This is a genomic window from Oleiphilus sp. HI0132, assembly GCF_001635845.1.
In genome coordinates this window covers 1-20,195 of the sequence record NZ_LWGJ01001197.1, presented here as the reverse complement: position 1 = coordinate 20,195, position 20,195 = coordinate 1, and the positions used below count along the sequence as shown (strand labels likewise).

Below are 20,195 nucleotides of genomic sequence, written 5' to 3'. Positions count from 1 at the left end.
TCGCTAGAGTCTAAACAGTTTCTTAAAGTTCTCACTTGTGACCTCAGCAACCTCTTCTACGCTGCAGCCCTTTAACTGTGCAATATATTTGGCAACCTCAGGTACATACTTAGGCTCATTTGGCTTGCCACGATACGGAACCGGCGCGAGATAAGGAGAGTCCGTCTCTATCAGCATGCGCTCTAATGGGACTCGCTTAGCAACATCCTTTAGCTCTACAGCATTCTTAAACGTAACAATACCTGAGAATGAGATATAAAAGTTATGATCCATCGCTCTGGAGGCCATATCCCAATCTTCAGTAAAACAATGCAGCACTCCCGCGACATCAGGGGCTGAGTATTGGCCAATGAGGTTTAGCGTATCTTCCTTCGCATCTCTAGTATGAACAATAATTGGTTTTCGACATTCTTTACTGGCAATTAAATGACGCTTGAATCTTTCCAGCTGAAGATCTTTATGCTCCAGGCCATAATAGTAATCCAGCCCCGACTCTCCAATCGCAATGACTTTTTCACGCTCAGCAAGCGATAATAGGCGTTCAATAGTGGGCTCTTCACAATCGGTACTACCTGGGTGCACGCCAACCGAAGCATAGACATCGGGAAATTTAGCTGCAATCTGAAGCACTTCTTCAATATGCTCCAGGTCAATTGCGACACAAAGCAATTTGTCTACAAGGTTTTCTTTGGCAGCTGAAATTGCAAGCGACAAGTCGCCTTCATATGGAGCTAATTTCAGACGATCAAGGTGGCAGTGGGAGTCAATAAACATGAAAATCAAGCGCGCTCTTGTTACAACGATAAAGCCGCACATACTAACTAAAAATGCGTATCTATGCGACTCACTTGAAGAATCGTATCAAGAAATTGGGGCACCCCCCTATTATTACATACTATGTGTAGGACGATCTGAGCTTAAAGAGCCTGCCAGGTAGGTTTCAATCTTGTTTTTGGCAGTAGCATCTTCTTCGTTAAACTGAACACCGATGCCCGCTGCTCGATTACCCTGAGCACCCTTAGGAGTCACCCAGATAACCTTCCCAGCTACCGGGATTTTTTCAGGTTCTTCCATTAGATTTAACAGCAAAAACACCTCATCGCCAAGATGATAGTTTTTTGCGGTAGGTATAAATAGTCCGCCGTTTTTAATGAACGGCATATAGGCGGCATATAAAACAGCTTTATCCTTGATTGTTAGGGTAAGGATACCACTACGCGCCCCAAATCCTGCTGACATACAATTCTCTTAACAATAACGCGCCCGTACAAACACTTGAATACAAAGCACTAATTGGTCGTTGCACCCACTGTAACCCGAACAGTTTCGAGTAGTATTAAGGTGATATATCTTCAGTATAGGCAAGCAATTGAAAATTGCTTCACACTTTTGAGATCTTTATTAAACCGTTCTTTTAGCCATTAAGCCAGCCCATTGGTTCAATAAAAACTCAAACACCAGCTGCTTGTTAGGATTGCTTGTACCGAGCAACAAACGCAGTTGATCCAAGGCACTTTTGTATAAATCAAGTAACTGAGCCTCGGTCGAAACCTTAGCCAAATGGTCGATCATTTTTGCCGCCGCAAGTCCTTCAGTGGAAAAGCTGGCCAACTTGACCTTTAAAACGAGCTCCAACCATTGAATCATCCACTCTACACGTAGAATCGACAAATCATCGCTCCACCTTTCAGCCAAAACAAGGGCCAAAACATCTTTACGAAGAAAGCTAGCCATTTCTTCTAGCATACGTTGATTTTCTTCAAGCGCGCCCGTTTTAACGTACTCCAAAGCTCTTAGCGGGGCTTGGGCCGCCAGCGCTAAAACCGAGTCTAACTCAGCTCCAGACAAGCTAAGCTCGTCTTTGTTCAGCGCCGCTTCTAGCCACTGCTTCGCTGCAGACGTTTCAGGTAACGAAAAGTCAATCACCTGACAACGAGAACGAATCGTTGGAAGTAACTGCCCCGAGCTATGTGATACTAAGATAATAACGGAATCGCCACTCGGTTCTTCAAGGGTTTTCAATAGCGCATTCGCCGCATTATGATTAAGTGATTCTGCAGGAGATAACACTGCGAGCTTTCGCCCCCCCTGCATGCTCGATTGCGCGAAAAACTCAACCATATTTCTAATCGCATCGACTTTAAGAATAGAGCTCCCTTCTTCGGGACCAATATGCTTATAGTCGGGGTGAGTTTCAGATTCGACAAGACGACACTGTTTACAAGTGCCGCAAGCTTGCTCAAGCTTTCCCTCAGACGTACTTTCACACAAAAGATACGCTGCTAGACTCTCCGCAAACTGTAGCTTACCGATTCCCTCAACACCATTTAACAAGAATGCGTGTGGAACTTTATTTTCTCTTACCTGCTTGAGCACACGCTCCCACTGAGCCGCCTGCCAAGGAAAAAATGACATTACCTGATTCCTTTAACCGTTTTAGCCAACACCAAAGACCAATTTTACCTTGATGACATCAAGACTGATATTGCTTTCGCTCTAAGTCACTCGTCACTCGCTCTAAAATACGATAGAGGTATTGCGGTGCGATAGAATGAATACGTAATAAATATTGCCTGGGCGTTTCACCCAGCGTTCTGCTATAGCCAGTTCGAGCTAATACGTAGCAGCACATCATATATTTTTTCTCTGCCCAGGTATATTTGAAGGCATACTTTTGGCCCCACAAATAGATGGTAAATAAAATAAAAATAGCGACAAGCACATACGCAAATAAACTGGCGACACTTAAAAGGCTGTACTCCCCTAATACCGAACTGACAAACTTTTTGTGCTCTCCCTGATTGTAATTCACTACCCACTTTTGCCAGCCATAACTCATTTTATCAACATATTGCCCCACCCACTTAACAAGCGCTAATTGCTGCCCAACTGATGAAAGTGGTGAGTCTTCAAGAAAGCCTTCTTTCTCGCGAAAGGCATCAGCCCCACCATCCAATATTCTTTCTGGTGCAACCATCGAGGTAGGGTCAGCCCTAAACCAACCTTTACCAACTATGTACACTTCAACCCAAGCATGCGCATCGTATTGATGGACAACCATATATTTTCCATTATCGCGCAACTCTCCACCTTGATACCCGATCACTACGCGAGCAGGAATATTTGCAAGCCGTAACATGTAAGCGAGGCTCCCTGCATAATGCGCGCAGAACCCCGTTTTTGTATCAAACATAAACTCATCGACGAAGTGCTCACCAGTCGTCTCGGGTTTAAGGGTGTAATAAAAATTCTGCTTGGCGAAGTTTTCCATTAGGGCTCGAAAGAGTGCTTCAGGTTCAGGGTATCGCGCCTTCATCTGCGCGATATATTGCTGTGTTCGAGGGTTGCTAGATGCACCTGGTCGCTGCAAATCTTGTACAACGGGCGTTCTGATTCGATCCACCCCCTTAAGCTCGGATAAAAAGGGTAATGAGCCAACCGCTATCCCAAGACTCTCTTGATAACTCAACTTGTATCGCGTCGCCTGAATGGCATCGTTTTTTAGGCTAAAAAGGCCCATCTCACCTTTCAGTAAGTTACTACTTAAGGGCTGCCCATCATCGAGAGCAAAAGCCCAACGATTTTGATGCGGTTCTAGCATCACCCGGTAAGTAGCGCCGTCATGAGAATAAAGTTGGCCTGGGTCAATTTTATAGCGACTGACCGGATAATACTCAATACTTTGCCGCCACTCTCTGCCGTCAAACTCGTCGAGTACTAAACCTCGCCAATAAAGGTTTGACTTGGCGGGGACAACACCACTGAAATCTGCTCTAAAAGCCACTTCGGAAGACTTGGTAAGTGAGGCAATATCGCCAGGAGACATAACATTGCTAATACCTGTCTTTCCTTGCTGAGTTTTGAAAGGCATATGCCACAGCGGAGCTATACGTGGAAAGAATAAAAACAGCACTATGACAAGCGGTATAGACACGGCCATGAGCTTGAAAAGCATTTTACCCAAAGTCGCAATACCACGCTTCCCTAAAGAAAATTCAACGCCTATATTCTGGGATAGCAACACGTAAAAGCAAACAGCTATCAGTAGCAACTGCAACAGCGTATGAAATACACCCTGACTAAATAGAAACGAGACACAACTTAAATACAGCATCGTAAAAATACTTGTAAACAACTCTTTGTCAGCCTTGATCTCTAGAAACTTCAACACAGCTGTCAGAAACAAAAAGGCGCCAGCCATTTCAACAGAAAAGTTGGTTTTATAGTGCGCGACAAACACCGCGCAAGAAGCAAGCGTTAAGCATGTTTTGACAAATGTGCTTACCGGCGGGCTATTTCGCTTATAAGCTATAAAACGATAGACACAGATGAATAACGTAAAAACGATTAGCCATATGGGAAGATGATCACTGTGTGATATCAGCTGTAAGATGATAACTAATAGCAAGGCGCCAACCGGCTGCGCACGGACCGCAAATACGTTGCTCTGTCCGCTGATCACTGCTTTGTCATCACCTTCTCTTAAGTCTTTCTGCATTATCAAGCCACTAATATGATCACGTGCAAATTAATATAAGGCTAGCTGTTTAAGGCAGGCATAATAGTGCGCCTCACTTGAATCAGGTTCAATCACTATCACCGGTAACTCAAGACCAAAAGCTTGCTTAGCCTTGTACAGCCGAGTTATTTTCTCACACATAAACTGTAAGCGTTGCTCTTTTCCGTAGGGTTCATAATCTTGCCAACGTACACGGCTTGCATCTGAAGCAGTTAAGTCATTATCTTTAACCACTAGCAATTCAGAGCTTGCATATTTTTTCCAGTTAATACGCTGCATAGAATCGCCCGCTTGATAAGCACGAAGCGAATTATAGTCATCGGACCTTTGATCGCTCCTCAAACCTTTTTCAGCGCTATTCTCTGCTTTTGTAGGACTCCCTTCTACAGGTTTTGGGTAAACGAGTAGCGAGGCATCCAGTTTCAGCCATGTCCAGGCTCGAACCAGCCCAAAGGGAAAGCACGACTCCAAACGCAATCTTTTTAAGGTATGGTATCCCCGGTTTTTAAGTCCACCTTGAACCGGATATTCATTAAGATTATTCGTTACCGGAGGGACGGCACTCATTTGTCCTGCATCAAAGCCCACTTTAAGACCAAATGCCACTCCCTGCTCTTTTCTGTATTTCACGTAAAAGTAGCCGCGCTCCCCCTCAAATACACCCTCTTCTTTAGCACTACTAATTTCAAGCCCGGACATATTCAAAAAACACATCCAGATAGAGAAAAAGAAAATCGCACCTAAGAAGAATGTAAATAGGTAAATAAGGCTATTCTGATAATTAATTGCCGTTATCAGCATCAACAACAAAAGTAACAGATAAGCAAAACCCGCACGCGACGGGAAAATATATATATTTTTTTGGGATAATCGAAAGTAGTCACTTCGCTTACTGCGTGACGCAATCATCTCACCAACTCTTTCAGCTAAGGGCAACTTCAACTAGACACATCCCGCATAATTACTTTTCTTAACAGAAACATAGACTATAAACCTTGCATTAGCGGATCTCAGCCTAAATAATTACAGTATAGCTGACAGGTTGCTCACTTTTTCACCTGTTATTCTGCTGATCGTATAATATCGCAGGCACCGAATATGAACACTAGCTCTAGCATCATCCTAAAAGCGTCACCTTTATTACTACTGCCACTAATGGCTGGCGCAGAAGTTAAATCTCTTAGCAGTTCAGAGTTAACCGAAACCTATATCAAGGACTCGACAATTATTGTCACGCCTAAAAAGCAGGAAATTGAGACAACTCAAAAAACTTACTCCAGCCTGACAATTGCCCCGGTTGAAAATGTAGACCAGGATATGGATAAGCTAGGGCACCAACAGAACCACGTCGATGGCACTGCCAGCTCTGTCCTACTCAGTGAAGAAATGCTACGAAATGCAGCGATTGCTTCAGCAACCATCGCGCCTATTGACGTTGTGATCCCAACCTACGACGAGGTTAACACTCGCACAATGGAAGAAGTCATGAACGATACACGCTACGCGGTACCCGAGGGTGATTTCGACTTTGTCTATATTGGTGGCGACGGTGCCAACGATCTTGGGCTAAGTAGACAGGACAATCAACTTACCTTTTCAATTGGCAACCTTCCTCAAATTGACAAAATTGAACTTCCTCACGGTATTGATGAAGGTCCGCTTCAAATTACCCCGCGCGTTGGCGGCGGATTTGACCTAACCATTAATATCCCTGATCAAAATTAGTAAAAGCTCATATAGCAGTCTATTTTTTTCTAACCTAATAGACTGCTAAACCCACCTTCTCACTTGTTCGCAATACTCCCTGTAACTCGCCCCAAAGATCTTTACCAAAGCACGCTCTTCGGGCTTTATTTGAATTGCCGTCATGACATAGACGTACAATGCAAACACTAAGAAGTTAAAAGGGTTTGCCAAATACACAGCCCAAGCAAGCAACTGCGCTGCCATACCCACATACATTGGATTTCTCGAGTACTTATAAACTCCATCAACCACAAGCGTGGTCGCATTTTCAGGTTTAATAGGGTTAACGGTTGTTTTATTTTTCCAGAAGCTAAATACCGCTGGCATTAAGAAAAACACAGACGCAAGCCCCAAGACAGCCATAACAATACCAGCCAAGAGCCCAAACCGATATAGACTCACTGAAATCAAAGTATCCAGCCCATACATAATACCTGCTGCAATCAGTGTTTGAAGTGGTGGAGGAATCCGAATATTCACGAGAACATATACCTATAAGTTAACTTTTATTAGCTACTAACGGGCTCAACTATTGCAATGATTAAAATGCTAGTTTAGAGTAGCGCACCTTTCTGGGAGCGTAACAGGGTTTACACCATTTGCGAAGCTAGAAAGTTCAAAACGGAGAGGTGTCCGAGTGGCCGAAGGAGCACGCCTGGAAAGTGTGTATACCGCAAGGTATCGAGGGTTCGAATCCCTCCCTCTCCGCCAATTAGCTCCCTAACAACACCCTATCAACAAACAACCCTATCAAATGGTTAGATTCAGGTGTTTCTTGGGCGCTTTCTAATACCTCTGTTAAATGCCCATCATCATCTGTATATTTTTCTTTGTAGTAGGTCAGCCTGTCAATCAAAATATCTCGATCAACTTCAGGATGGAACTGGAATGCCCAGAATGGTTTGTTCGCAACTCTAAAGGCATGGCAGCAAATATCGGTATAGGCTAATTCTATGCAGCCTTCGGGTGCCGAAATCGCTTTTTGCTGATGGACCGATACTGCGAGAAAGTCATTTCTGATGCCACGAAAGACCTGATCTGAAGCAGCATGTTCGGTGAGAGATATTGGGATAGTGCCCATCTCGTAATTTTCTTTGTCATCAATAATTTCACGTCCCAATGCTTGGGCAGCTAACTGAAAACCAAAACAAGATGCAAATACAGGGGTTTCATCTTCGACACACTGTAAAAGCAAGCGTTCAGCGTTAGGCACGAAAGTATATGTTTCAGGCTCCAAGACATTTGCCTCACTGGCTCCACCTACAAATAGTGCATCGTAGCCCTGCGCTACATCACTCGCAAAGTCTGGCTGATCGAAAACGTTTAATACATCAAATTGGGTGACATCAAGCTTACTGTATCGAGCAAAGCTTTCTAATTCTTCCTGCTTAACTTGCTCGGTTTCCCTGATTTGTAATAATAATATTTTAAGGTCTGATCGTTCTTTGCTGGGCATAGGTACTTTCTTAATCCATGTTTTTTGACATACACCACTTTAGCAAAAACAACGAACAACTGTAAGAATTAGCAAATACAATCAAAACCTTGCAAACTAACTGTCATCTAAAAGGTTTATTATTGAGGAAGAACTTTTCTCACTAACATTTTTGATATTTCTAGAGGCTTTCTGATGAAGCACTTGTATCTCTTACGCCACGCTAAGTCCAGTTGCTCTAAGCCTTCTCTTTCGGATTTAGACAGACCACTGAACAAGCGAGGATTACGTCAGATAGCTATCATGTCTCCTATTCTTGAAGCTGACGGCGCATTACAAGCAAACATCTACTCCAGCAATGCAGAACGTGCACGGCAAACTATTCAGGCAACCCTTACATGCGCTAACTCATTCACTGAAGTCAAAACTGACAAAGATCTATACACGTTTAGCAGGAAGAAATTACTAAAATGGCTGCATAAGCTCGGCGATGATGAAAATGAAGTATTGATCGTTGGCCATAACCCCGCTTTTGAGGAACTTCTCGAGTTTCTATTAAAAACACCCATAAAACGTTTTCCTACCTGCAGCTATGTTCATTTAGAACTTGATACGCCAAGCTGGGCCGCTTTGTCTCCTCTTCAGGCTAAAGTACGACGCTTGATTACGCCCACGTCGGCGAGCTATGAAGAATATATGTGTAAAGTAAACAAAGCAGCTCATGACGCCGAAAGCGATCAAACACAAATCCGGTCTAATTTACTCAAACTACACAAAATGTCCTTGGGCTTATTGCCTGGCTGTCTTGCAGATATAGATTCCGAATTTGTTCATCAATACAGAGTTTGTCTAAGAAAAACCCGGTCAATTGCTAGCATGATTTACACCTTAACAAAAGACAAAACGCTTGATCAGCACCTACGGAACTTAAAACAGCACGCAATGCTCACTGGCGAGCTGAGAGATTTAGACGTATTTCTAAACTACCTTTCAGTCATTTCTGGTGAAGAGCAAGGCACATACGGTGAGGGGCTTTCTCAACTATACCAAGACCTCGAAAAAATACGTCACGAGAAGCTGTTAGCATTCTGTGAATTCGCCAATAGTGAACGTTTTCTTCGAGACAACAAACAATGGAAGCAGTTTCTTAGATCTAGTGAATTTGAACAGCTGTGTGGAAAAACTAATGATGACAAGCTTACTGACAAACAAATTGAGCTATCAGACAATATCAGTCGACTTATGGATAATTTAACCTCAAGCAATCAAGATGACGACCTTCACCATATCCGTAAGCTAATTAAGAAAAGCCGCTACCTCTCTGAGCTTACTGGCTCCAAAACAAACTCAGCCAAACAATCTTACAAAGCCCACCAAGCGCTCTTTGGGCGTTTCCAGGACTTATGCGTACAGTGTGAAATGTTAGGTAGGTATATTGAGCTACAGACTAAGAATGAAAATAAACAAGTGAAGACTTCTGCCAAAAAACTATTGAAGCACCTGCAACAACAAAAGACTGATCAAAAAGAAGTAATTTGTAAGCGAGAGCCTCATCTCTAAACTATTGGCGGATCAGTTTTTGTATAGCAATAGATATAAAACAATTTCTCATCAAAATTCCCTGCGACTTTACGTTGTATGGACTAAACTAAATTCCTGTTAATCCACTATTTTATGAGTTTTATATGCTTTTACGTAAGCTTTTCTGCCTATCCTTGTTAACACTAATCTCACATGCCAGTAGTTTAAGTGCAAATGAAGTCATTATAGGCCTTAACTATCCCGCTTCAGGCCCTTACCAAGTACAAGGACTCGCCCAAGAACGTGCTGCCGATATGGCAGTTGAAGAAATTAATAATAATGGCGGGATACTAGGAAAACCCATAAAGCTTCTTAAAAAAGACACTCAGTCAAAAGCCGCAATATCTACCACAAACGTCGTCCACATGATCGATGACCAGGGCGCAAAAATGATTTTTGGCGGTTCCTCTAGCGCTGTCTCTATTTCAGGTGGCTACGCTGCAAAAGCGCGTGACACTTTATACTTTGGCACGCTAACCTACTCAAATGCCACGACGGGGAAAGACGGTCATACCCACATGTTCAGGGAAAGTTATAACGCCTGGATGGGCGCTAAAGTGCTTTCAAAATACCTAAAGAAAAACTTCAAAGGTAAAGAGTTATTCTACATCACTGCAGACTATACCTGAGGCTGGTCGACTGAAAACTCAATTCGCAAGTTCAGCAAAACCAAAGACAAAAAAGCACACCAGCGCGCACTTGTCCCCTTCCCTGGTGCGACAAAGCAGGACTTCAAGGCGGCCTTAGACGCAGCGAAAGAAGAAGTACCCGATGTATTAGTGTTGGTTTTATTTGGCGATGATATGGCAAAAGCCTTAAAAATGGTCACCGCCATGGGGCTTAAGAAAAAAATGTCTATCGTCGTACCTAACCTGACCTTAGGCATGGCCAAAAGTGCTGGACCTGAAGCAATGGAGGGCGTTGTTGGTGCTTTACCCTGGGCATGGAATATACCAGAACAATACAATTATGAAACAGGCAAAAAATTCGTTGAAACCTTTAGCAAACGCTATGACGCCTACCCTTCTTCTTCCGCAGCTTCGGCATATTCAATTTTATATCAATACAAAGACGCCGTAGAACGCGCAGGCAGCTTTGAAACAGCCAAGGTTAGAAAAGCTCTGGAAGGCCATAAATATTCTTTGTTAAAAGATGAGCAGGAATGGCGAGCTTTTGACCAACAAAATATTCAGACAGTCTATGCTGTGAAAGGTAAGACTAAAGAAGATATTTTAAAAGATAAATACCAGTCAGATTACTTCGAGATTCTAACAAGTATGAGTGGCGAAAAAGCCGCAAGAACCCAGCGCCAATGGAAGAATGACCGATTTAAAGCAAACAAATCATCTATTCTGAATTAGCTCATAGGCCGGGGAAGGCGCTCAAAACAAGGAGCGCTTTGCCTACATTTTACTAGCGTTTGGGAATCACTGTTAAGTGCTTGTATTATTTGGTTTAAAACTAGGTATACATAAGCCCTAACTCTCTACAGAACAATCCGGACGTCTATGAGCAACAAGCAGCATGGTCACCCCCCTAAAAAATCAGTAATAGCAGCTACTCTTTTCCCTAGGATTACGTCTTTTTCTTCACTCACTCAGTGTTTGCAGCTGCTTATATTAGGTTTTATTTTAGCCCCGCTATATAGCCACGCGACGCCCGATAGCTCAATCAACTTAAGCCTGGAAGAACAAGAGTGGTTAGCACTACATCCCGTTGTATCAATAGCATATGATGGTTACTTCCCTCCCTACAGTTTTTTGGACAATGACAAATCTATCGATGGTTTTTCGCCAGAGTTGTTCGGTATTATTTCAAAAAAACTGGGGGTCGAGTTTTCGCCCTATGCAAAAACGCAATGGAAAGAGCTATACGAAGATGCCAAGCAACATAAAGTAGATATTGTGGCAACAATGGTAGAGCGTGATGAACGCAATACCTGGTTCAAGTTCTCTGACCCATATATTCGAAAGTCATTAGTTATTATCACTCGTGACGACAACACAGAGATTGATAGCAAATTTGACCTGAAATATAAAAAAGTTGCTCTGGTTTCTGACTACCAATACGCTAAACGAATTACTAAAGAGTTCCCTACGATTCAACCCTTGAAGGTTGATACGATGCTTGATGCGCTCAATGCCGTGTCTGTCGGTGATGCCGATGCAGCCGTCTCATTTATTGGTGCTGGGCATTATTATCGCACCAAGTATCTGATCTCAAACTTAAAATATGCAGCAATATACGACAGTAATGGCTCGCCTGAGTCGATTGCAGTAAGAAAAGACTGGCCGCTTTTATCTTCAATTCTAACCAAGGCTCTGCGCAGCATTCCCGAAGATCAGCTTCAAGCGCTTCGCTCTAAATGGCTTCCGATCGATTATTTACAAGCCAACAGGCAAGTTCGTCTAAGTCCTGATGAACGTGCTTGGGCAGATGCTCATCCAACTATTAAATTGGGTGTAGACCCGGAGTTCGCTCCTTTTGAGTTTTTTGAAGATGGCCAATACAAGGGTCTGGCCTCGGACTATATTAGCTTGTTAAATCGGCGCTTAAATTTAAATTTGGAAGTCATTCCTGACCTAAGCTGGGCAGAAGTGACCGAGAAAGCAAAAAATAAACAATTGGATGTTATGCCGGCTGTGGGTATGACTGAAGAGCGTAAGAAATTTTTTTAATTATACCCGCCCTTACCTGAGCTTCCATCGTGTCATTGTCACTCAGTCAGATTTTCCCTTTATTTCTGGCTTATCTGACTCAGCACTCATAAAGTCGCTGTTCAGGCAAATTCATCGCACTATGGCTTTGTCACTGAGCAGTCGAATATCCAGCCCCATACATACAAAACCCTGAATGAAGCCTTGCTCGCATTGTCAGGTGGCNAAGTCGATGCATTTGTCGGAAATGTCGCCTCAACTTCTTATTGGATACGAAAACTCAACCTTAACAACCTAAAAGTAGCCGCCCCCGTTTCAAAAGAAAAACAGAGTCTACACTTCGCTATACGAAATGACTGGCCCGAGTTGGTTTCTATTATTGAAAAAGGTCTGGACAGTATTACGGTGGAAGAAGAAGAGGCTATCCGCCAAAAATGGACAAGCATAAAAGTCGACAACAATCAGAGCCTAATGATCGTTCTTCGGATAAGTGCTGCTCTTTTTGTCATCATCATTATCGGTGCGCTTTGGAACATGATGCTAAAGCGTAAAGTAAGACAGCAAACTTCACAGATACTTCGTTCAGCGCATTATGACCAGCTAACCGACCTTCCAAACCGTTTCCTGATCGAAGACCGTTTACGAGAACGCATTAACGAAGCCAAACAGAACAACTCGAAAGTAGCCATGCTTTCGATAGACATCGATGAATTTAAGAAGATTAATGACTCCTACGGGCACAGTGCCGGGGATCAAGTTCTGAAACAAGTTGCTGAGCGGCTTGGCACAACACTAACAGAGGGTGACACACTGGGCCGCCTCAGTGGTGATCAATTCCTGATTATCATCAGTCACTTTAATGATGTGTCCGACCTAGCTTCAACAACCAGCTCCGTATTGGAGCAGTTTCGGGCAGCCTTTCAAATAGATGCGGGTTTATACACTCTTTCGGCGAGCATCGGGATCTCAATTTTTCCTTTTGACGGCGACACATCTGATGAATTACTTAAGAATGCCGATTCAGCAACTCACGTAGCAAAAGAATTCTCTAACGGTTCCTATGCTTTTTACACTAAAGAGCGAAAAGAGAAAGTATCGCGTCAAATTGAGTTAGAGCAAGCACTTCGCGCTGCCTTGGACAAGAACGAAATGTACTTGGTCTACCAAGCAAAGATCGACGCACAAAGTAAACAAGTAATAGGCTTTGAAGCATTATTACGCTGGCACAGCGAGCATCTTGGCCAAGTATCCCCTGCCGAATTTATCCCAGTAGCCGAGAGAAACGGCATGATCATTCCGATTGGTGAGTTCGTAATTCAGCAGTCTTTAGCTGCGCTGGTCGAGCTTAAAGCTCATTACAATGCACGCTGCACAATGTTGATAAACATTTCTCCGGTTCAATTTAACTCACCAAGTCTTATAGATGTCTTGAGCGACACGGTATCCTCCTCGGGCATTGACTATAGTTCGGTAGAAATTGAGATTACAGAAGGCGTTCTGATGTCCAGCCAGAGCAATACGGACTTCATACTTAATAAAATAACTGAGCTAGGTATGAAACTCGCAATGGATGATTTCGGCCAAGGATATTCATCTTTAAGCAGCCTCCGAAAATTCAGCTTTAACACCTTAAAAATCGATAGAGAGTTTATTAACGAACTTCCTTTTTACGAATCTGACTGCAAACTCGTCTCTGCTATTATCCTAATGGCGCACGGTTTGGATATGAAAGTAGTTGCCGAAGGTGTCGAGAGCCAGGAACAAAGCGACTTCTTGCTAGAGTGTGGCTGCGATTCAATACAAGGCTGGCTCTATGAAAAAGCCGAAAAGTTGTCTACCCTGCTCAAGCACAAGTAACGCACTGTTAAGCCGCTCCAGAATAAGAACCTAAGTAAGAGGATATCGCTAAATGAAGTCGCTACTCACCTTCATAACAACACTATCTTTCTATTCTCCTTTGCTTCACTGTCAGCAAGTAAGTGACCTATTCGCTCCAGAGCAAGGCCAAGCAGATAATAAACAACTCAAAACCCAAACAATACGCCCCGCTTCTGACCTTATAAAATCGCGCTATGCAAAAGAGTTTATGGTTGTCAGTGCACACCCGGAAGCAAGTAAAGCAGCCTATAAGGTATTAGAGCAAGGCGGTAATGCCATCGATGCTATGGTCACCGTACAAACGGTACTTGGTCTGGTTGAACCGCAATCCTCCGGTTTAGGCGGTGGCGCATTCCTGGTCTACTATGACTCACAAAATAACAAGCTCACTACCTTTGACGGGCGTGAGACTGCTCCCTTAGACGCTCACTCAGAACTTTTCTTAAAAGAAGACGCTCAGCCAATGGCTTTTTTCGACGCGGTAGTAGGTGGTCGATCAGTAGGCACACCCGGGACGGTTAAACTTTTAGCTGAGGTCCACAAGAAATATGGTAAGAAGAAGTGGCTATCTCTACTCAGCCCTGCGATACAACTTGCCGGAAATGGTTTTAATGTAGGCCCACGGTTAGCGAACGCAGTAAAAAGAGATGAAAAATATTTGAGCAGTGATGATAGCGCATACCAATATTTCTTTCCTGATGGACGTGCGATACAAGCAGGACAGCAACTTAAGAACCCTGCTTACAAAAACACCTTGGTCGCTCTAGCAAAACATGGTGGTGATTACTTCTATAATAGCGATATTAGCCAAACAATCGTTGATAAAGTAAAGCAAGCGAGCAACCCAGGCTTTCTATCCCAGAAAGATTTCTCAGACTATAAAGTGATTGAACGGCAAGCGGTGTGCTCTCCTTACAAGACTTACGAAGTTTGCGGAATGGGGCCACCAAGCTCTGGTGCGACTAGCATTGCGCAAATACTCGGCATCCTAGAGCCTTTCGGGCTGTCACAAAGAAGCTCAAACTCTGCAGAAACATGGCAGCTTATCGCCGATGCCAGCCGCCTAGCGTTTGCTGATCGAGGGCAATATATTGCGGACCCGGCATTTGTAGACTGGCCAAAAGCCATGCTCAACAAGCACTACCTTAGAAGTAGATCAAAGCTAATTACGCCAGGAACAGCCCTGCAAGGTGTATCGCCGGGAGTTCCCGATGCAAAATTTTATGCCGCCTATCAGGCAGGTAAGTCAATCGAAGTCCCCTCAACCAGCCATTTTGTGATCGTTGATAAAGATAAAAATATAGTTTCGATGACCAGTACCATAGAAAATGGTTTTGGTTCCAGACTAATGGTGAATGGCTTCCTTTTAAATAACGAACTCACTGACTTTTCCTTTAGGGCTCACCATAAAGGAAAACTCGTTGCTAACCGTGTTGAACCAGGTAAGCGTCCGCGTTCATCGATGGCACCCACCATCGTCTTTAAAAAAGATACCAATGGCCTCAAACAGCCCTATGTCGCTCTGGGTTCACCCGGCGGTTCACGCATTATTAACTATGTCGCCAACAGCTTAATTGCAATTTTGGATTGGGAAAAGACGCCACAAGAAGCCTTTGATCAGGCGCATATAGTTAATCGCTTTGGTGTGATGGATATCGAAGCAAACAGCTCGGCAGAGAAACTAAAAGACGTCTTTGAAGGCATGGGCTACCAAACAAAAGTGAAAGATTTAAACTCAGGCTTGCATGGGGTGATCTTTACTGAACAAGGCTTGCTTGGCGGCGCAGACAAGCGTCGCGAAGGGCTTGTCTTAGGAAAATAAATACTTATGTTTGCTTGTTGTCTAACTTGAAAGCAGCCTTGGGCCAATTTAGCTTCTGAGGCAGTCTAAAATCATTGCTTTCGCTTAAACTTGTGAGGCTAAAAGCTTCACCTCGAAAGTTCTCATCGGTGATATCATAGCGCTGTCCGAACAAATCAAAGCACATCTTATAAGCATGCAGATAGCCTCTATCAGCCTTCATACCACTATAGCGCTCGTCACCTAAAATTGGGCTCGCTAGTGACTTTAAGGCTACACGAAGCTGATGAGTTTTACCGGTTTCTGGCTTTAATGCAAATAGCCAATAGCCTTCTTTCGTGCTCAGTTCAGTATCTTTATTCAACATCGGGTCGAGCGCCTTGGCGAAAAAACGAGTCACAGCAGGATTAGTTTTTTCTCGACGAAGCAAATAACTACCACGACGCCCTTTAACCATATCACCGGCAACCGCCCCCTGCTTTTTACCTGGTTTCTTAGTACTCAGTGCCAGATAGTACTTTTCGATGGTTTTATTCTGGAGCATTTCACTTATTGCTTTGTTCGAGGCCTGAGTCTTTGCGAAAACCATCAATCCAGAAGTCATTTTATCTAAGCGATGAACAGGGAAAAGCTGCTCAGATTCGAACTGAAGCCTAACCTTTTGCACAATCCCTTGAAGTAGGTCATCACAGTGAAAAGGGATACCAGCTGGCTTATGAACGGCAAGAAGATTAGCATCTTCAAATAGCGTTATTAAGCTTTCATCAGTTTCTGAACTCACCAGCCGGCCTACTGAATTTCTAGTAAAGACATTGGCGCGACAGGGGCAGTTTTTGATTTTAATTGCTCTTGGGCAGCAAAATGATTCGTAGCATAGGGTGAATCTTCAGGCTCAGATAGAATATTCGGCCTAACAATGCGGTGATAAGTAAAACGAAGCGGAAACATCGCTACATCCGCAACAAGATCTTTCGCCATTGTCCAGCCAGAGATATCTTTATAAAGATTATTGTAGGTGCCGACCATAGCAAACAAAGATCTAGATAAGTGTAGATAATCGCTCTTAATGGTCATATCAAGCTGATAGGTATTAGACATTAAATGCAAGGCAGTCTGTAAACGCTGGCGCAAGCCTTCCTGCCCCTCTTCATAAAGGCGAAACATAAAGTCTCTACCCAATGGGGTAACGTTCTTTTTAATCAATGTTTCTTCAAGCGCTGTTTTAATCTCGTCATAGCGTTCCAGGTTTCCTTTTTGGCCCTTACTCATTTGAATAAGAGTCATCGTCAGCATATCAACATCGCCACTCAATACCGACGCCAGGTAACGACCTACCATTCCCCACTTACCACGCATATCGACGGCATTTCCCCAATCAATAAGGAACAACCTGGCATCGAGATCTACCATCACATTTCCAGGGTGAAGATCTCCGTGAAACTCCTGGTGTATCAGAAGATGTTCAAGCATGGTGTATAGGAAATTGTCGGCAAGTTTTCTCTGAAACTTTTTCTTTCGCTTACCACGGTAACGATCTATCGCCTGGTTTATCGCCATGGCATCCTGAAGGAATTCCATTTCAATGATGCGTCCAGTAGCACCGTATAAACCCGGTACATACCATACTGGCGATGCCAGGGCCCGCTGATAGAAACGGTCTTGAATTTCTGCTTCATGTTTAAAATCGAGCTCTTGCTCAAAGCCTTTGGTAAATTCCTTTATCTGTTCTGACATTGCCGCCAAAAACGGCCTCAACTTACTATGAGGTGCCCAGTACTGACTACTGATAAGCATCAGCTCGATGGCCAGAGAACCCATAGCAAACTCACGCTCTAGGTTATGACGTGCCACCTTTACGACGACCGGGACTAGAACCTCTTCATCCCCATGCTGCATTGGTTTCTTAGCAACAAATACTGAGCCAATTGAGCCGGATTTAATCGGGTTATTGACATCAAAACCAAAATATCGGGATTCTGGCTTCTGACCAAACTCCTCATTAAAGGCTTGATAGACCTCGGATGCCGTCATCGGGTCGACATCTTCCTGGAATACTTTTAACTCTTTAGAGATTTCTTCAGGCAGGAAGTCTGAGTTTGCAGCGGCGACCTGCGCCATTTTGATAAACAAAGGGCCGAACTCACGTACCATTTTGGCAACAATTTCTGCCTGTTGTTTAAAGTCTTTTGGGTCTGTTTGCAGGAAGGGTTTTATGTAGCGAATAGCTTTTATCTGTCGCTTAAGGATATGTATGTCGCCACGCAAAACCTGGAGCTTTAATACTATTTCAGACAAGGTTTTCTGATTTATCTTTCGGATATGCTTAATGCTGTTAACGATATCCAGAAGCAAAGGCTCATATGTACGCAAGACTGAACGGACAATATCCAGATTCAGCTCGACAACGCCTTTAAGCTCTGGCGATTCTATCAATTCTTGAAAGAAGCTCCAAAACTCATCAACAACAACTTCAGGAATATCGACTGGGCTGCGCAGAACCGCCTGCTTAACGACATAACCAATAAGATTTTCTGTCGACTCTTCATTGGGGATAATACGATACTTTCGAAGGTACTCCGTCAATGACCTAGAGTGAGATGAAACCGGGTGAAGATATAACTGCTCGAATAAAAGATCGAGTTCGTCGGCTAATTCATCTTGAGTGATCATGCGCTCTGTCATCAAGAGTTTCACAATCGGCACAAAGGCTTTTGGCAACGCGACACTACTCGTCGCCAAGTCGCCAGCCCCTTTAAATACGGAAAAGGTACTGTCCTTGATAGATGGAATATCCAGAAAGCGTTTTTTCTCTTTGGGCATTTTTGGCTTCGACATTATAAACAGAGCACCGTGCTTTCTTAAGCAGAATGACAGATTGATGAGCACAAGATTACCATAATGGCGACTTTCCTGCAGTCATTTGTCAACACAAAAAGCATTGTGACAGAGAGTTAAATTATTGCTTCAAAGCTAATAGCCGTAAATCGTTGCTATACTGCTTAAGAGGCAGATAAGCTTTCAAGTAAATTACATTGTTTTAAGACCCACTGAGCCCCAAAGTACTATGGAACATCTCTCGATTGTCAATTCCTTCTTCCTTATCTTTTCTGGGGCCGCGATCCTTGCTTCAATTGTTTTATATACTCGTCAGCCTATTATTGTCGCCTATATTGCCTTAGGTGCCTTAATAGGCCCTTATGGCTTGCACTATGTGAGCGATGCGCACCTGCTGTCAGAAATAGCAGAGATCGGAATTATCTTTTTGCTGTTTTTATTAGGGCTCGATATGCAACCAAAGAGCTTGATGCACATGTTGCGAAAAGCCACCCTGGTCGCTATTGTCAGTTCCCTAGCCTTCGCCTTTACCGGGTTTATGATTGGAAAAGGCTTTGGCTACAGCTCTCAAGAGTCCGTGATTATCGGCTGTGCGATGATGTTTTCTAGTACGATTATAGGCATAAAGCTTCTCCCTACAACCGTCTTGCATCACCGCCATGTCGGGGAACTTGTTGTGGGTATGCTACTGCTACAGGATTTGGTGGCAATTGTCGTGTTGCTCATATTAGGAGGCAGCGGTACTTCAGCAGATCCGGACAGCAACAGTATCTTTAGCTTCGTTAAAACAATGCTAACTTTGCCATTACTTATCTTTGTCGTATTCGCTACCGTAAAGCATGTCATCCTTAAATTGATATCCAAGTTTGACCGTTTTCATGAGTATATATTCTTGCTGACAATTGGTTGGTGCCTGGGTGTTGCAGAACTCGCACATTACATTGGGTTATCTTCTGAAATCGGCGCTTTTATCGCAGGCATCAGCATCGCGACTAGCCCAATCGCCCAATATATAGCCGAGCATTTAAAACCGCTTCGTGACTTCTTTTTAGTTCTGTTTTTCTTTTCGCTGGGCGCTTCATTCAACTTAGGCTTACTGGCAGACGTTATTCTCCCCTCACTACTACTGGCTGGGCTGATTATTGTTATCAAGCCAGTGATATTCCGTTGGTTGCTTACGCGCAGCAAAGAACCCAATGACATTGCCTGGGAAGCTGGTTTTCGATTAGGCCAAATTAGTGAGTTTTCGTTACTGATTGCCTACCTGGCAACCGCATCGGCTTTGATAGGGACCGAGGCCTCCCACCTTATCCAGGCCACAGCAATACTGACTTTCATCTTTAACTCATATATTGTTATCTTTAACTTCCCCAATCCGATCGCTATTAGCGACAAATTAAGACGAGATTAATGCCCAAAGCTCCTTGCCCCTGTGGGTCTTCCCTGACGTATGACGATTGCTGTGCTCTTATTCATGCTGACATAGCTAAAGCACTAAGAGCCGAGCAGCTAATGCGCTCTCGCTACAGTGCCTTTGTACTTGAGAATGAAGACTACCTTCTAACAAGCTGGCACCCGGACACCCGCCCAAGCAACCTTGATTTCGATTCACAAAGTAAGTGGCTTGGTTTGAAAATTAAAGATACAGTAGCAGGTCTAGAGGATGATAAGGAAGGCCAAGTGTCTTTCGTTGCACGTTATAAAGTGTCGGGCAAGGCTCAGCGAATTGTAGAGAATAGCCAT

15 protein-coding genes, 1 tRNA gene and 2 pseudogenes are annotated in these 20,195 nt (G+C 43.6%); 9 read left to right on the top strand and 9 right to left on the bottom strand.

Annotation, left to right across the window (positions count from 1 at the left end; genetic code table 11):
• Window positions 1-3 precede the first annotated feature (3 nt).
• The 5 genes from A3766_RS17285 to A3766_RS17265 form a co-directional block, all read right to left on the bottom strand.
• Window positions 4-774: a TatD family hydrolase gene (locus tag A3766_RS17285; protein WP_068508560.1), complete on the bottom strand. Its 771-nt coding sequence runs from the start codon at window positions 772-774 to the stop codon at window positions 4-6.
• A gap of 114 nt (window positions 775-888) precedes the next feature.
• Window positions 889-1,239 carry a PilZ domain-containing protein gene (locus tag A3766_RS17280; RefSeq protein WP_068513675.1) on the bottom strand — a complete coding sequence of 117 codons (351 nt, stop codon included), beginning with the start codon at window positions 1,237-1,239 and terminating at the stop codon, window positions 889-891.
• 162 nt (window positions 1,240-1,401) lie between these two features.
• On the bottom strand, window positions 1,402-2,415 hold the full coding sequence (locus A3766_RS17275) for a DNA polymerase III subunit delta' (protein ID WP_068513678.1): 1,014 nt from the start codon (window positions 2,413-2,415) through the stop codon (window positions 1,402-1,404).
• Window positions 2,416-2,473: 58 nt separating this feature from the next.
• The gene (locus A3766_RS17270) at window positions 2,474-4,498 is read right to left on the bottom strand and encodes a transglutaminaseTgpA domain-containing protein (RefSeq protein ID WP_068642585.1); all 2,025 of its coding nucleotides are present in this window, start codon (window positions 4,496-4,498) and stop codon (window positions 2,474-2,476) included.
• A gap of 30 nt (window positions 4,499-4,528) precedes the next feature.
• Window positions 4,529-5,218, bottom strand: a complete 690-nt coding sequence (locus A3766_RS17265) for a DUF58 domain-containing protein (protein ID WP_231882913.1) — start codon at window positions 5,216-5,218, stop codon at window positions 4,529-4,531.
• Window positions 5,219-5,617: 399 nt separating this feature from the next.
• Between A3766_RS17265 and A3766_RS17260 the strand changes: the two genes are divergently transcribed.
• Window positions 5,618-6,244 carry a hypothetical protein gene (locus A3766_RS17260; RefSeq protein WP_068513687.1) on the top strand — a complete coding sequence of 209 codons (627 nt, stop codon included), beginning with the start codon at window positions 5,618-5,620 and terminating at the stop codon, window positions 6,242-6,244.
• 45 nt (window positions 6,245-6,289) lie between these two features.
• Here the strand turns inward: A3766_RS17260 and A3766_RS17255 are convergent, their stop codons facing one another.
• Window positions 6,290-6,745 carry an isoprenylcysteine carboxylmethyltransferase family protein gene (locus tag A3766_RS17255; protein ID WP_156490420.1) on the bottom strand — a complete coding sequence of 152 codons (456 nt, stop codon included), beginning with the start codon at window positions 6,743-6,745 and terminating at the stop codon, window positions 6,290-6,292.
• 143 nt (window positions 6,746-6,888) lie between these two features.
• On the opposite strand from A3766_RS17255, the gene A3766_RS17250 reads away from it, so the two are divergent.
• A tRNA-Ser gene (locus tag A3766_RS17250) sits at window positions 6,889-6,976 on the top strand.
• A gap of 1 nt (window position 6,977) precedes the next feature.
• On the opposite strand, the gene A3766_RS17245 is transcribed toward A3766_RS17250, so the two are convergent.
• On the bottom strand, window positions 6,978-7,721 hold the full coding sequence (locus A3766_RS17245; protein ID WP_068642583.1) for a type 1 glutamine amidotransferase: 744 nt from the start codon (window positions 7,719-7,721) through the stop codon (window positions 6,978-6,980).
• A gap of 174 nt (window positions 7,722-7,895) precedes the next feature.
• Between A3766_RS17245 and A3766_RS17240 the strand changes: the two genes are divergently transcribed.
• The 5 genes and pseudogenes from A3766_RS17240 to ggt all read left to right on the top strand — a co-directional run bounded on the left by A3766_RS17240 (window position 7,896) and on the right by ggt (window position 15,638).
• Window positions 7,896-9,260 (top strand): CHAD domain-containing protein, encoded by a 1,365-nt coding sequence (locus A3766_RS17240; RefSeq protein WP_082880551.1) that lies wholly within the window; start codon window positions 7,896-7,898, stop codon window positions 9,258-9,260.
• Between the two features lie 125 nt (window positions 9,261-9,385).
• A pseudogene (locus tag A3766_RS17235) lies at window positions 9,386-10,642 on the top strand (ABC transporter substrate-binding protein).
• Between the two features lie 147 nt (window positions 10,643-10,789).
• Window positions 10,790-12,367, top strand: a pseudogene (locus tag A3766_RS17230) (transporter substrate-binding domain-containing protein); the annotation flags it as partial.
• Window positions 12,368-12,409: 42 nt separating this feature from the next.
• Window positions 12,410-13,795, top strand: a complete 1,386-nt coding sequence (locus tag A3766_RS17225; protein WP_369808635.1) for a putative bifunctional diguanylate cyclase/phosphodiesterase — start codon at window positions 12,410-12,412, stop codon at window positions 13,793-13,795.
• Between the two features lie 52 nt (window positions 13,796-13,847).
• A complete protein-coding gene (ggt, locus tag A3766_RS17220; RefSeq protein ID WP_068513703.1) occupies window positions 13,848-15,638 on the top strand; it encodes a gamma-glutamyltransferase in 1,791 nt (596 codons plus the stop codon).
• Window positions 15,639-15,642: 4 nt separating this feature from the next.
• Here ggt and A3766_RS17215 read toward each other — a convergent pair whose 3' ends face one another.
• Together A3766_RS17215 and A3766_RS17210 are read right to left on the bottom strand one after the other, a co-directional pair.
• Window positions 15,643-16,398, bottom strand: a complete 756-nt coding sequence (locus A3766_RS17215; protein WP_197476044.1) for a pseudouridine synthase — start codon at window positions 16,396-16,398, stop codon at window positions 15,643-15,645.
• Between the two features lie 8 nt (window positions 16,399-16,406).
• Complete coding sequence (locus tag A3766_RS17210) at window positions 16,407-18,452, bottom strand: AarF/UbiB family protein (protein WP_068513706.1); 2,046 nt, start codon at window positions 18,450-18,452, stop codon at window positions 16,407-16,409.
• A 229-nt stretch (window positions 18,453-18,681) separates the two neighbouring features.
• Between A3766_RS17210 and A3766_RS17205 the strand changes: the two genes are divergently transcribed.
• Together A3766_RS17205 and A3766_RS17200 are read left to right on the top strand one after the other, a co-directional pair.
• Window positions 18,682-19,863: a cation:proton antiporter gene (locus A3766_RS17205; protein ID WP_068513710.1), complete on the top strand. Its 1,182-nt coding sequence runs from the start codon at window positions 18,682-18,684 to the stop codon at window positions 19,861-19,863.
• On the top strand, window positions 19,863-20,195 hold a 333-nt coding region (locus A3766_RS17200; RefSeq protein ID WP_068642579.1), incomplete at its 3' end, for a YchJ family protein. The genes A3766_RS17205 and A3766_RS17200, both read left to right, overlap by 1 nt.